The organism is Ruegeria sp. BE1, from assembly GCF_056538885.1.
This window is the reverse complement of the sequence record NZ_JBQFTY010000004.1, coordinates 1-12,477: the sequence shown is the minus strand read 5'-3', so window position 1 is coordinate 12,477 and position 12,477 is coordinate 1. Positions and strand designations below refer to the sequence as shown.

Sequence of the window (12,477 nt, the reverse complement as noted above, 5' to 3'; positions counted from 1 at the left end):
GGGCCTTGATCGGCTTAGCGTTCGCGAACAGTCGCAGGCGTTACATCGGATAAGTGTGCATCCGCACCGCCAGATTGCCCATGATCCAAACCGTTCCCAGAATGATGATGAGGATCACCAGAGTGGAAAACAGCACCAGATCCAGGTCCTCACGGCTGCTGCGACGGCGGTCGATATGCAGGAAATAGACCAGCTGCACGATCAGCTGCGCCAAACCCAGTAAGGCGATTGACAGGTAGACGCCCTTGGTCTGGAGCCCAAAGACATAGGCAATGGTAAACACGGCCGCCGTCAGTAACAGAGAGCCGCCATAGCCGACGATATACCGCCGACGCTCGCGCCGGTGCATCTCGCTGCGGTTATCCATAGGTCAGACCTCCGAAATACACGATGGTTATGATGCCGATCCAGATCAGGTCAAGAAAGTGCCAGAACAGCGCCAACCGGATCACGCGCGACATCAGCAGATCGGTCAAACCGAAAAGACGCAGCTGGATGCCAAGAACAATCAACCACAAACAGCCCGCCGCCACATGCAACCCGTGCAGGGGAACAAGGCCGTAAAAGGCAGACAGAAACCCGCTGCGCTGAGGAATGCCGCCTTTTTCCGCCATCGCCATGAAGTCGCGGATTTCCAACACCAGAAAGCTGAGACCCAGAACCAGAGTGACCCCGAACCACAACACGATCCGCCTGCGCGGCAGGTTGTATTTCAGCGCCAGCATGGCCAGACCCACCGTCAGGCTGCTGGTCAGCAGGATCAGGGTTTGGGCAAAGATACTGTGCAGATCGAACAGCTCATGCGGGCCCGGCCCGCCCGCCTGCGCGTCGATCATGGTGATGTAGATGGCAAACATCAGGCCGAAATAGACCAGATCGCTCATCAGGAAGACCCAGAAGCCAAAGGTCACAACCTCGGTCGCTTTATGCGCGCTGGCGTGACGGCGGCCAAGATTGATCCCCGGATAGCTATGTGTCGGCGCGCGTTTCATGTCGCCGCCTCCAGATCGGGGCGGGCCAGTCCGCGGTTTTCGGGCGCGGTCTCAGAGTCGCGGTCGACGGGCGTTGCGCTGTGCACCAGATCGAGCCACGCCTCATGCCGTTTGCGCACCTCGGCGGCCGGGATCACCTCTTCGGTATCCAGCCGGAAGGTCCACAGGATAAAGGCCAGCAGCATCAGCGCGGTTGTCAGTGCCGCCAGCCACCAGATCCACCAGACCAGTGCGAACATCCATACCCCGCTGAGAACGCACAGGATGAACCCGATCCCGGTGTTGCGGGGCATCGAAATATCCTCGTATTCCTCGGGTCTCGGATAGGCCTCCCCCCTCTCTTTCGCGGCGGCGAAATCGTCGCGTTCGGTGATCTGAGGGATAATGGCAAAGTTATAAGGCGGCGGCGGGGCAGGCGTAGACCATTCCAGCGTACGTGCATCCCAAGGGTCGCCCACCGGCACACGGGTTTTGTCTCTGTCTCGGATACTGACCCAAAGCTGAAAGACCACCGACAACAGCGCGCAAAGGATCACAAGTGCGCCCACCACGGCCACGATCATATAGGGGTGGAAACTGGGGTCCTCCCAACTGAAAGACCGGCGCGGCATCCCCATCAGCCCAACAAAGTAAAGCGGCAGGAAGGTCAGCATGAAGCCCACGGTCCAGAGCACGACGCTGATCCGGCCCCAAGTTTCGTTCAGGCGAAAACCGAAGGCTTTGGGGAACCAGTAATTATACCCGGCGAGCAGGCCAAACAGCACACCGGGCAGCAGAACGTTGTGGAAATGGGCCACAAGAAACAGGGTGTTGTGCACCTGATAGTCCACTGTGGGGTTGGCCAGGATCACACCGGACAAGCCGCCGATGACGAACAGCATCAGAAACGCCAGCCCGTACAACATCGGAACAGAAAACCGGATGCGCCCCCGATACAGCGTGGCCATCCAGTCATAGACCTTCACCCCGGTCGGAATCGCGATCAGCATGGTGGCGACCCCAAACACCGCATTGATCAGTGCGCTTTGCCCCATGGTAAAGAAATGGTGCAGCCAGACGGTGAAGGACAACACCGCAATGCACATGGTCGCAATCACCAACGAGGTATAGCCATACAGCCGCTTGGCCGAAAACGTGGCGAAAACCTCGGAATAGATGCCATAGGCGGGCAGCACCAGCAAATAGACCTCGGGGTGGCCGAACAGCCAGAACAGGTTGGCATAGTTCATCATGTTGCCACCAAGGTCGTTGGTGAAGAAATGAAAATCCAGATAGCGGTCCGCTGCCAGCATCAGCGCGGCAACGCCCAGAGGCGGCATCGCAAAAACAATCAGGATCGAGCTGCTGATGATCGTCCAGCAATACATCGGCAACCGCATGAAACCCATGCCTGGTGCCCTCAGCTTGTAGATCGTAACGGCAAAGTTGATCCCCGTCAGCGTGGTGCCGATGCCCGAGACAACAATAGCCCAGATCCAGTAATCCGGCCCCACACCAGGATTAAAGGCCGCCCCGGTATAGGGCGGGTACGCGGTCCAGCCTCCGGTCGAAAACTCACCCACCACAAGCGAGACCATCAGCATCATACCGGCTGAAACGGTCAGGCCGAGGCTGATCTGGTTCATCACCGGAAAGGCCACATCCCGCGCGCCGATCATCAGCGGGATCAGATAGTTTGCGATGCCAAATACAAACGGCACCGCCACGAAAAAGATCATGATCGTGCCATGGGTGCTGAAAAGCTCGGCAAAATGCTCGGCCTCAAGAAAGCCGTCCCCCGGCCCCGCCGCCTGTTGCGCGCGCATCACCACGCCTTCCAGCACGCCGCGCGCCAGCATGACGATGGCAAAGACAATATACATGATACCGATTTTCTTGTGATCCGCGCTGGTCAGCCAGTCACGCCAAAGCGGCCCCCACAGACGAAACCATGTCAGCAAGCCCACAACCACTACTGCCCCAAGGATCAGGATACCCCCGGCGGCATTGGCTACGATCTCATTGGCGTTGGGGGACTGGATCAGCCCGACAATCGGCAGCGCGTCCCAGCTCAGGCGGCCAAAGAAACCGGTATCGGTCATTGCTGCGCCTCCTGACCAAATGTGGCCGTGCCCGGTTGCTGTTCGACCGGCAGGGGTTGCCCACCATGATACCGGTGCAGGATCGAGTGGAACAGGTCACTGCCCTCCAACGTAAAGTACAGCGCGTTCAGCGGCATGAGTTCCGTCCCAAGCGCGGCCTGCACCTCATCGCGGTCCGTGCGCATGGCAAGCGTCCGGTAGGTCTGGTCCGTCAAGGGGATGCCATGGGCGCGGACGCTTTCGACCCAGGCGTCGAAATCCTGCGGCTGCATGGCCTGGGTCAGGAATTTCTGCTTGGTAAAGCCGCGCCCGTTATATTGCGTGTTCTCGCCCTGCATCGTTTTGGGCGTATCCGCCACCAAATGCAGCTTGGTTGTCATTCCGGGCATCGCATAGATTTGCCCGGCCAACGCCGGGATCATGAAAGACTGCATGACAGTATCCGTGGTCAGCGTCATCGCAACCTGTTGATTGACCGGAATCCCAAACTCTCCAACGGTGGCGATGCCGTGGTCGGGGTAGATGAACAGCCATTTCCAATCCAGACCCACAACCTGAACGTTCAGGGCCGGGGTCTGACCGAAATCGGCGGTATAGGGGTCCAGCCTGTGCGTGGCTTTCCACAGGTAGAACGACAGGATCGCCACGATCAGGACGGGCACGCCCCACATCGCAAACTCTAACCTTGGGGAGAAGTCCCATTTAGGCCGATATGCAGCCCTGCTGCTTTTGCGCCGCCGATAGCGCCAGGCAATCAGCGGCACCAAAAGCAGAACGGGCAGAACAGCAACCATGATCAACAGGGTCGCGCGCAGCAAATGGGTCCTTTGGATCGCCGCAATGGGCCCTTGCGGGTCCATGAAGCTGTCGCTTGCCCCTGCCATCTGTGTCCAAGCAGCGATTGTCGCACCTGCAAGCAACGCCACTGAAGGTCTGAATAAGACCACGCCTGATTGTCCTCTTCCGCCTTCTTCACGGTCAACTATCGGCAGAGTCTCGACTTTTCACAAGGGTTTTTCGGGGCACCTTCCAATGCATCTCACAGCCTTTACGCATGTCGGTGCAATGGTGCAATCAAAAGCATCGGAGCGCGATTGTTGACTTCGCAAGCTGGACCGGCGACATATTTTCATGATGCGTTGGATCCTCTTTGCCCTGAGCCTTTGCTGCTTGTCCCCCGGTGCCCATGCGCAGGACCGTGATGCGGTCGAGCGTCAGTTTCAGGTATGGCTGCAAAACACGGTCTGGCCTCAGGCCAGAGCCAAGGGCGTTTCGCGCGCAACGATGAACCGGGCCTTTGATGGTGTGACGCTGAACTGGAAACTGCCCGATCTCGTACCGCCGGGCACGTCATCCCAAGTGCCAAAGCGGCAGAAACAGGCGGAATTCGGCGCGCCGGGCCGATATTTCAACGCGGGCTCCGTTCAGGGGGCGACCTCGGTCGGACGACAGATGGCGCGACGCCATGCGGCCACCCTGGCGCAGGTCGAAGCGCAAACGGGTGTCCCCGGCCGTATCATTCTGGCGATATGGGGGCGTGAGAGCGGATACGGACAGGTGCCCATTCGCCACAACGCCTTTCAGGTTTTGGGCACCAAAGGGTTCATGAGCACCCGCGCGCCATATTTCACCGATGAACTGATCGCCGCCTTGCAAATCGCCGAGGCCGGACATGCCCCGCCCGGTAAGATGAAAAGCAGCTGGGCCGGGGCTTTGGGGCAGCCGCAATTCATGCCCTCGAACTACTTGACCTATGCAACTGACGGCAATGGCGACGGCGCAGCTGACATTTGGGGATCGCCTGAGGATACCATCGCCTCAATCGGGCATTTCCTGTCGCAACACGGCTGGGTAACCGGTCGCGATTGGGGGTTTGAGGTGCAGGTCCCGGCATCGGTGTCCTGCGCGCTGGAGGGGCCGGATCAAGGCAGGCCAATACAGGACTGGGTTGCGATGGGTGTGCAACGGGTATCGGGCAGGCCATTTCCGAAACACGAATTGTCCGGGACGGGCTTCCTGATGATGCCCGCCGGGCGGCACGGACCAGCTTTCATCGTCACGCCAAATTTCTACGTCCTGAAAGATTACAACAAAAGCGATCTCTATGCGTTGTTCGTCGGCCATGTCGGCGACCGTATTCAATATGGCGTCGGTGATTTCTCTGCCTCTTGGGAGAGTGTCGGCACTTTGTACCGGTCCGATATAGCCCGGATGCAACGGGCATTGGAAAAGCAGGGACATGATGTTGGCGGAGCCGACGGCTTGCCGGGTTACAAAACCCGTCGATCGATCGGACGCTGGCAACAGGGCACGGGCCAGACACCAACCTGTTTCCCCAAAAGCGGAATGAGAAGCGTTCTGAAATAACGGCGATTCGCCCCTGCCCTTGCGTCATCTTGACGGCCAAGACCGCCCCAAGGGGTCAAGCGCTAGATGCAACCTTCACGAAAGTGTCAAGAAGTCCGCCAGTTTCATTATTATATTTCGGCAGACCCGATGTTTCATTCACAATTCGCCAGTTGCCCGCCAATATCCAGGCAAAGGCTTTAACCTTTTTTGAAATAATGCCACCTTCGGCGTCAGTGAAAGGCAACTTTCGCAAATCATTCCCGACTGCAAACGGAAAGACTGCGACGCGGTGTTCATTGCGATCTGGCAAAGCAACATTCGAAACTATCCCGGTCTCGCTCTGGGTCGGACAAACATGGTGACCAGCCGTCATCCTGAACGGATGCGCGTGGGTAACCTTTAGAAATGGGAGTTCCATAATATGAACAAATACATTCGAACATCGCTGGCGGGGCTATTGGCCTCAACCATGATTACCGGTGCCGCATTTGCCGCCGGCACGCATCCCGAAACCGGCGAGGCACTGGCGGATGACCAGACATTTATTTATCGCCTGCTGGATGAAACTACGTCTTTTGATCCGCAGATCGTTGAGGATGTGGACGGGTCCGACATCGTGCGAGACCTGTTCGAAGGTCTGATGAACCAGGATGCAGACGGCAATCTGGTGCCGGGTGTGGCAACTGGCTATACCGTGAATGACGGCAAAGACGTCTACACTTTCACCCTGCGTGACGATGCCAAATGGTCGAATGGCGACCCGGTGACAGCAGGCGATTTTGTCTTCGCGTGGAAGCGCGCCGTCGATCCCGAACTGTCCTCGCCCTACGCATGGTTCATGGAGCTGATGTCGATCGAGAACGCCTCGGCCATCATCGCAGGCGAAAAACCGGTGGATGAGCTGGGCGTGACCGCCATCGACGATCACACGCTCGAGGTCAAGCTGAGCACCCCCCTGCCCTATTTCCCGCAGATGACCACGCACACCACGACCTTCCCTGCCCCGCAGAAGGTCATCGAAGAGTTCGGCAACGCCTGGACCAAGCCGGAAAACATCGTCTCGAACGGCGCCTATGTTCTGACCGAGCATCTGCCGCAGGAACGCTCGACCCGCGAGCGCAACGAGATGTACTGGGACAACGACAACACCATCCTCGACAAGGTCGTGGCGCTGGTGATCAACGATGAAAACGTGGCCCTGACCCGCTATCTGGCAGGTGAGCTGGACCGCACCGATGTGCCCGCCGGTCAGTTCCCGCGCCTGCAGCAAGAACACCCGGACGAGGCCATCAGCTTCCCCCGTCTGTGCAACTACTATTACACGTTCAACGTGTCCGAGGGCGGCCCCGAAGCCTTCAAGGACCCCAATGTCCGTCAGGCGCTGTCGCTGGCCGTAGACCGCGCGATCATCACCGAAAAGGTTATGGCAGGCGGTCAGCCGCAAGCTTACACCTTTGCCCCCGAAGCCACCGCAAACTTCACCGTGCCCGAAGTGGAAATGGCATCGATGAGCCAGCCCGAGCGCGATGAGCTGGCCAAGGAACTGCTGGCCGAGGCAGGCTATGGCCCCGACAATCCGCTGAGCTTTGAGATGGTCTACAACACCTCGGAGGCGCACAAGAAGGTCGCCGTGGCGCTGAGCCAGATGTGGAAGCAGAAACTGGGCGTCAACGCCAACCTCGCCAACATGGAATGGAAGGTTTTCCTGGAAGAGCGCGGCAACCAGAACTTCGATCTGGCCCGTGGCGCATGGTGCGGCGACTATAACGAAGCGTCCACGTTCCTGGATCTGCTTCAGTCAGACTCCGGCTACAACGATGGCAAATTCGCCAATGCACGCGTCGATGAGCTGCTGGCCGAGGCCAAAACCTCGGACGATCCGGCCCCTCTGTACACCGAGGTTGAACGGATCATTGCACAGGAAACACCTGTTATTCCGATCTACCACTATGCGGGCGTCTACATGATGGACACCGATGTCGGAAACTGGCCGATCAATAACGTCGAGCAGAACTGGTACTCGAAAGACCTCTACAAACGCGCCGAGTAATCGTCTTTGAACCACGCCCTGTCCCGGTCACATCCGGGGCAGGGCCAATAAACACGGGGGCATGAAATGCTTGCCTATAGTTTGCGGCGGCTGTTGGTCGCCATTCCGACGATCCTGTTGCTGATCGTCGCCTGTTTCTTTTTGATGCACACTGCGCCCGGCGGGCCTTTCACCTCGGAACGGCCCTTGCCGCCGGCGGTGCTGGCCAATATCGAGGCGCGCTACGGGCTGGACCAGCCGCTGTGGAAGCAGTTGTGGGATTACCTCTACAACATCGTTGTGCATTTCGACTTTGGCCCGTCCTTCAAGTTCAAGGATAGGGACGTCAATGACATCATCGCGCAGGGATTTCCGATCTCGCTGACCTATGGCTCGCTGTCGTTTCTGGTGGCGACCGCGATTGGTGTAGGTCTTGGGATCGCGGCTGCGATCAAACACAATACATGGATCGACTATTTCGCCGTGGGTCTGGGGATCGCGGCGCAGGCGCTGCCGAACTTCATCATGGGTCCGATCCTGATCCTGACCTTTACCTTGTGGCTGGGATGGCTGCCGGGTGGCGGCTGGAACGGGGGTCAATGGCAATACCTGATCATGCCCGTCATCGCGTTGGCAACGTCCTATATGGGGTCCATCGCGCGGATCACCCGGTCATCGATGCTGGAGGTTCTGAATTCGAACTTCATCCGCACCGCCCGTGCCAAGGGTCTGCCGACCAGAACCGTGATCTGGCGTCATGCGTTGAAACCGACGCTGTTGCCCGTCGTCTCGTATCTGGGTCCGGTCTTTGTCTATGTGCTGACCGGATCGGTGTTTGTGGACATCTATTTCTCGACCGGAGGGCTTGGGCAATCCTACGTAAGCTCTGCCCTGTCGCGCGACTATGCGGTGTTGTTGGGTGTCACCATCCTGTACGGCGCGCTGACCGTGATCGTGAACCTTCTGACCGACCTGGCCTATGCCTGGTTCGACCCGAAAATCCGGTACTAAGAGGGCAGGCAAATGCTAGGAAAATCACAAAAAGCCGCCCAATTGGCCGAAGATGTCACGGACTACACGGTCATTCAGGGGCGCTCGCTCTGGCAAGACGCACGGATGCGTTTTGTGCGCAACAAGGCCGCGATGGCCAGCGTTTTCATACTGGGTCTGATCGTGCTGTTCACGATCATCGGGCCGTATTTCGCGGTCTGGAGCAACGAGGAAATCGACTGGAACGTCATGGGCGACGTGCGGGGCATGGGTATGCCCTCAATCGAAACCGGACACTTTTTCGGGGTCGATGATCTGGGGCGCGACCTCTACAGCCGCGTCATTCAGGCCACAACGACCTCACTTCTGGTGGGTCTGATCGGGGCGGCCACCGCGCTGATCGTGGGCACCTGTTATGGCATCGCTGCGGGTTACATCGGCGGTCGGGTCGACAGCACCATGATGCGCTTTGTCGACATCATGCTGGCCATTCCGGCAACCCTGATCATCATCCTGTTGCTGGTCGTGGCCGGGCGGTCGTTCTTTATGCTGTTCATCGCCCTTGGTGCGGTGGGCTGGCTGACCATGGCGCGGATCGTGCGGGGACAGACACTGACCCTGAAGAACCGCGAATTCATCGAAGCTGCACGGGCAGCAGGTGTCAGCGAATTCACCATCATGTATCGCCACATTCTGCCGAACCTGCTGGGCGTGGTGATCGTCTATGCCTCGCTCTTGGTGCCCGAGATGATCCTGACCGAAAGCTTTATCTCGTTCCTGGGGCTGGGCATTTCTGAACCCTATACATCCTTGGGGCGTCTGATCGCCGAAGGGGCGGGCACGATGGCCTATGGCACCCTGTGGCAATTGATGTACCCGCTGGCATTCTATGTCGCCATCATCATCTCGATGTTCTTCATCGGTGATGGTTTGCGTGACGCTCTGGACCCGAAGGATCGCTGATATGAGCCTGTTTTCCATAAAAGACCTGAGCGTCCAGTTCGACACACCCGATGGCGTGGTCGAGGCCGTCAAAGGCATCAGTTTCGACATCAACCCCAGCGAATGCCTTGGGATCGTCGGTGAAAGCGGGTCCGGCAAAAGCCAGACCTTCATGGCCGCGATGGGATTGTTGCCGCCCGCGGGGCGGGCGTTGGGATCGGCCATGCTGAATGGCAAGGAAATCCTGAACCTGCCGGTGGGCAGGCTGAACAAGATCCGCGGCTCGGACGTCGGGATGATCTTTCAGGACCCGCTGACCGCCCTGACCCCGCATCTGCGGATCGGGCAGCAAATGCGCGAAGTGCTTCAGGTACACGAAGGGCTGCAAGGTTCCGCCGCGCGCGAACGCTGTCTGGAATGGCTGAACCGCGTCCGCATTCCCGAAGCCAAGCGGCGTCTGGATCAGTATCCGCACGAGCTGTCGGGCGGCATGCGCCAGCGCGTCATGATCGCCATGTCGATGCTGTGCAACCCCAAGCTGCTGATCGCGGATGAGCCGACCACGGCGCTGGACGTGACCGTTCAGGCCGACATTCTGGACCTGATGGTGCGCCTGCAAAAGGACGAAGGCACCGCGATTGCCCTGATCACCCATGACATGGGCGTGGTGGCCCGCATGTGTGACCGTATTCAGGTCATGCGCCTTGGTCAGTTTGTCGAGGCCGGAGACACGCGCGAAATATTCCGCGCACCGCAGCATGCCTATACCCGCACATTGCTTGAGGCGATGCCGCGCATCGATGCGGGCGACGCGCCCAAGGCGTTGGACAAGGTCGACGACCCGCTGCTCAAGGTCGATGACGTCAAGGTTCACTTTCCGATCCACGTCAAAGGCGGGCTGTTCGGGCGCAAAGTGCCTCTGAAAGCCGTGGATGGTGTCAGTTTTGACATCCGCAAGGGCGAAACGCTGGGCGTAGTGGGCGAATCCGGCTGCGGCAAGTCCACGCTGGCCCGCGCCGTGTTGCAGCTGATCGAACCCAGCGCGGGCAATGTCAGCTGGCTGGGACATCCCATTGTCGGGCTAAAACGCCATGAGCTCAACAAGTACCGCAAGGACCTGCAGATCGTGTTCCAGGACCCGCTGGCCAGCCTTGATCCGCGGATGACCATCTCGGCCTCGATCGCGGAACCCCTGAAAACCTACCGTCCCGATCTGACTGATCGGGAACGCAAGGACATGGTCGCGCAGATGATGGAGCGGGTCGGGCTGAAATCCAACATGATCAACCGCTACCCGCATGAGCTGTCTGGCGGTCAGAACCAGCGTGTCGGCATCGCCCGGGCGATGATCAACAAACCCAAGCTGATCATCTGTGATGAGGCGGTCTCGGCGCTGGACGTGTCGATTCAGGCGCAAATCGTGGAATTGCTGCGTGAGTTGCAGCAGGAATTCGGGCTGTCGATGATCTTCATCAGCCACGACCTGTCCGTAGTGCGCGCGGTGTCCAACCGGATCATGGTTCTGTATCTGGGCCGGATCGTCGAGTTGGGCGATGGTGAGGTGATCTGCTCTGATCCGATCCACCCCTACACCAAATCGTTGATCTCGGCCGTGCCGATCCCCGACCCGGATGTCGAACGGACCCGGCAGCGTCTGAAACTGCCTGGCGAGCTGCCCTCGCCCATGGATCCCAAAGCGGCGCTGCGGTTTCTGCCCAGCCGTTTGGCGCATGGCGACACCGATTACGTGCCGCAACTGGCCGAAATCAGACCGGATCATTTCGTGGCCGAACATGACCCGTTAGAGACCATCATGAACGGGGCCTGATCGCCCTATCCCCCCTGGGCTTGTTCGCGGGCTTTGGGGGGACCAGATTTGGACTGACATAATTTCGGCCGCCCAATCCGCCCGAATTTATGGCAATGCCTAAAAAACTTGCAGAGTCCCGCCGTCGGCCCGTTGATCGTTTTGACTCTCGCCCGTTGGGGTGGCACGATCTTTGGAACCGGCAGCGCACAACCCCGGCGGCATTGAAACTTCACGCCGCAGGTCCTAAGAGGGCGCGTTAGAAAAACGCTGTCAAACATTACTTTAGTAGCTTGAGAGGTTATATGGCACGCAAGGTCACAAAGGCGATCTTCCCCGTCGCGGGGCTGGGAACACGTTTCCTGCCTGCAACAAAGTCGGTGCCGAAAGAGATCATGACACTGGTTGATCGTCCGCTGGTGCAATACGCCATCGACGAGGCGCGCGCCGCCGGCATCACCGAGTTCATCTTTGTCACCTCACGCGGCAAATCCGCTTTGGAAGACTATTTTGACCACAATCTGGTCCTTGAGCAGGAATTAAAGAACAAGGGCAAAGACCAGCTACTGGAAACGCTGAGCGCGACCAACATGGAAAGCGGCGCGATTGCCTATATCCGCCAGCACAAGGCGTTGGGTCTTGGGCATGCTGTCTGGTGCGCCCGTCGCCTGATCGGAGATGAACCCTTTGCCGTAATGTTGCCCGATGACGTGATCGCAGCTGAAAAACCCTGCCTGCAGCAAATGGTCGAAGCCTATGAGGAAACCGGCGGCAATATGGTCGCCGCGATGGAGGTTCCGGCCGACAAGACCAGCGCATATGGCGTGTTGGACGTGGGCGACAATATCGGCCCCGTGGTGCGCACGCGCGGCATGGTCGAAAAGCCCAAACCGGAAGAAGCTCCGTCAAATCTGGCTGTGATTGGGCGTTATATTCTTGGACCATCGGTTCTCTACAACCTCAATCAGATGAAAAAAGGCAGCGGCGGCGAAATCCAGCTGACCGACGCGATCGCAGAAGACATTGGCAACGGTGTTCCGGTCTTTGGCTACAAGTTTGATGGCCAGCGCTTTGACTGTGGCTCCAAGGCGGGTTTCCTGCAAGCCACGGTGGCCTTTGCATTGGCCCGCGACGATCTGCGCGACGACCTGAGCCAGTATCTGCACGATGTCGTTGCCACGGGTCAGGCCGCACAATAGAGCGTTTCGGGTTTTACCTGAATCACTCTGTGACACGAATGTCCCGAGAACGCCGCAGGCGTGGCAGGGTATTCGTGTCTCAAGTTAA

General features: G+C 58.6%; 11 protein-coding genes. 6 read left to right on the top strand and 5 right to left on the bottom strand.

Annotated elements, in window-relative coordinates; all coding sequences use genetic code 11:
• Positions 1-40: 40 nt before the first annotated feature.
• The 4 genes from ACR0J5_RS12920 to ACR0J5_RS12905 are packed head-to-tail and all read right to left on the bottom strand — an operon-like array spanning position 41 to position 3,957.
• Entirely contained in the window at positions 41-367 is a 327-nt protein-coding gene (locus tag ACR0J5_RS12920) for a cytochrome o ubiquinol oxidase subunit IV (protein WP_480653961.1), read from the bottom strand.
• Entirely contained in the window at positions 360-992 is a 633-nt protein-coding gene (locus ACR0J5_RS12915; RefSeq protein ID WP_480653959.1) for a cytochrome c oxidase subunit 3, read from the bottom strand. Before ACR0J5_RS12915 ends, ACR0J5_RS12920 begins: the two co-directional genes overlap by 8 nt.
• Entirely contained in the window at positions 989-3,073 is a 2,085-nt protein-coding gene (locus tag ACR0J5_RS12910; RefSeq protein ID WP_480653957.1) for a cbb3-type cytochrome c oxidase subunit I, read from the bottom strand. The genes ACR0J5_RS12915 and ACR0J5_RS12910 overlap by 4 nt, the downstream gene beginning before the upstream one ends.
• On the bottom strand, positions 3,070-3,957 hold the full coding sequence (locus tag ACR0J5_RS12905) for a cytochrome ubiquinol oxidase subunit II family protein (RefSeq protein WP_480653955.1): 888 nt from the start codon (positions 3,955-3,957) through the stop codon (positions 3,070-3,072). The genes ACR0J5_RS12910 and ACR0J5_RS12905 overlap by 4 nt, the downstream gene beginning before the upstream one ends.
• A gap of 250 nt (positions 3,958-4,207) precedes the next feature.
• On the opposite strand from ACR0J5_RS12905, the gene ACR0J5_RS12900 reads away from it, so the two are divergent.
• Positions 4,208-5,440 (top strand): lytic murein transglycosylase, encoded by a 1,233-nt coding sequence (locus ACR0J5_RS12900; protein ID WP_480653954.1) that lies wholly within the window; start codon positions 4,208-4,210, stop codon positions 5,438-5,440.
• 55 nt (positions 5,441-5,495) lie between these two features.
• On the opposite strand, the gene ACR0J5_RS12895 is transcribed toward ACR0J5_RS12900, so the two are convergent.
• Complete coding sequence (locus ACR0J5_RS12895) at positions 5,496-5,795, bottom strand: hypothetical protein (protein ID WP_480653952.1); 300 nt, start codon at positions 5,793-5,795, stop codon at positions 5,496-5,498.
• Between the two features lie 48 nt (positions 5,796-5,843).
• Here ACR0J5_RS12895 and ACR0J5_RS12890 point away from each other — a divergent pair, with 48 nt between their 5' ends.
• The 5 genes from ACR0J5_RS12890 (at position 5,844) to galU (ending at position 12,389) form a co-directional block, all read left to right on the top strand.
• Positions 5,844-7,472: a peptide ABC transporter substrate-binding protein gene (locus tag ACR0J5_RS12890; protein WP_480653950.1), complete on the top strand. Its 1,629-nt coding sequence runs from the start codon at positions 5,844-5,846 to the stop codon at positions 7,470-7,472.
• 66 nt (positions 7,473-7,538) lie between these two features.
• Positions 7,539-8,462, top strand: a complete 924-nt coding sequence (gene oppB / locus ACR0J5_RS12885; RefSeq protein ID WP_480653948.1) for an oligopeptide ABC transporter permease OppB — start codon at positions 7,539-7,541, stop codon at positions 8,460-8,462.
• Between the two features lie 12 nt (positions 8,463-8,474).
• On the top strand, positions 8,475-9,404 hold the full coding sequence (locus tag ACR0J5_RS12880) for an ABC transporter permease subunit (protein ID WP_480653946.1): 930 nt from the start codon (positions 8,475-8,477) through the stop codon (positions 9,402-9,404).
• 1 nt (position 9,405) lies between these two features.
• A complete protein-coding gene (locus ACR0J5_RS12875; protein WP_480653944.1) occupies positions 9,406-11,211 on the top strand; it encodes an ABC transporter ATP-binding protein in 1,806 nt (601 codons plus the stop codon).
• A gap of 284 nt (positions 11,212-11,495) precedes the next feature.
• Positions 11,496-12,389 carry a UTP--glucose-1-phosphate uridylyltransferase GalU gene (galU, locus tag ACR0J5_RS12870; RefSeq protein ID WP_480653942.1) on the top strand — a complete coding sequence of 298 codons (894 nt, stop codon included), beginning with the start codon at positions 11,496-11,498 and terminating at the stop codon, positions 12,387-12,389.
• Positions 12,390-12,477 lie beyond the last annotated feature (88 nt).

Coding starts and splice junctions, on each gene's coding strand:
- ACR0J5_RS12880 (WP_480653946.1), top strand. CDS start 8,475: ATGCTAGGAAAATCACAAAAAGCCGCCCAATTGGCCGAAGATGTCACG.
- ACR0J5_RS12890 (WP_480653950.1), top strand. CDS start 5,844: ATGAACAAATACATTCGAACATCGCTGGCGGGGCTATTGGCCTCAACC.
- galU (WP_480653942.1), top strand. CDS start 11,496: ATGGCACGCAAGGTCACAAAGGCGATCTTCCCCGTCGCGGGGCTGGGA.
- ACR0J5_RS12900 (WP_480653954.1), top strand. CDS start 4,208: ATGCGTTGGATCCTCTTTGCCCTGAGCCTTTGCTGCTTGTCCCCCGGT.
- oppB (WP_480653948.1), top strand. CDS start 7,539: ATGCTTGCCTATAGTTTGCGGCGGCTGTTGGTCGCCATTCCGACGATC.
- ACR0J5_RS12915 (WP_480653959.1), bottom strand. CDS start 992: ATGAAACGCGCGCCGACACATAGCTATCCGGGGATCAATCTTGGCCGC.
- ACR0J5_RS12910 (WP_480653957.1), bottom strand. CDS start 3,073: ATGACCGATACCGGTTTCTTTGGCCGCCTGAGCTGGGACGCGCTGCCG.
- ACR0J5_RS12905 (WP_480653955.1), bottom strand. CDS start 3,957: ATGGCAGGGGCAAGCGACAGCTTCATGGACCCGCAAGGGCCCATTGCG.
- ACR0J5_RS12895 (WP_480653952.1), bottom strand. CDS start 5,795: ATGACGGCTGGTCACCATGTTTGTCCGACCCAGAGCGAGACCGGGATA.
- ACR0J5_RS12875 (WP_480653944.1), top strand. CDS start 9,406: ATGAGCCTGTTTTCCATAAAAGACCTGAGCGTCCAGTTCGACACACCC.
- ACR0J5_RS12920 (WP_480653961.1), bottom strand. CDS start 367: ATGGATAACCGCAGCGAGATGCACCGGCGCGAGCGTCGGCGGTATATC.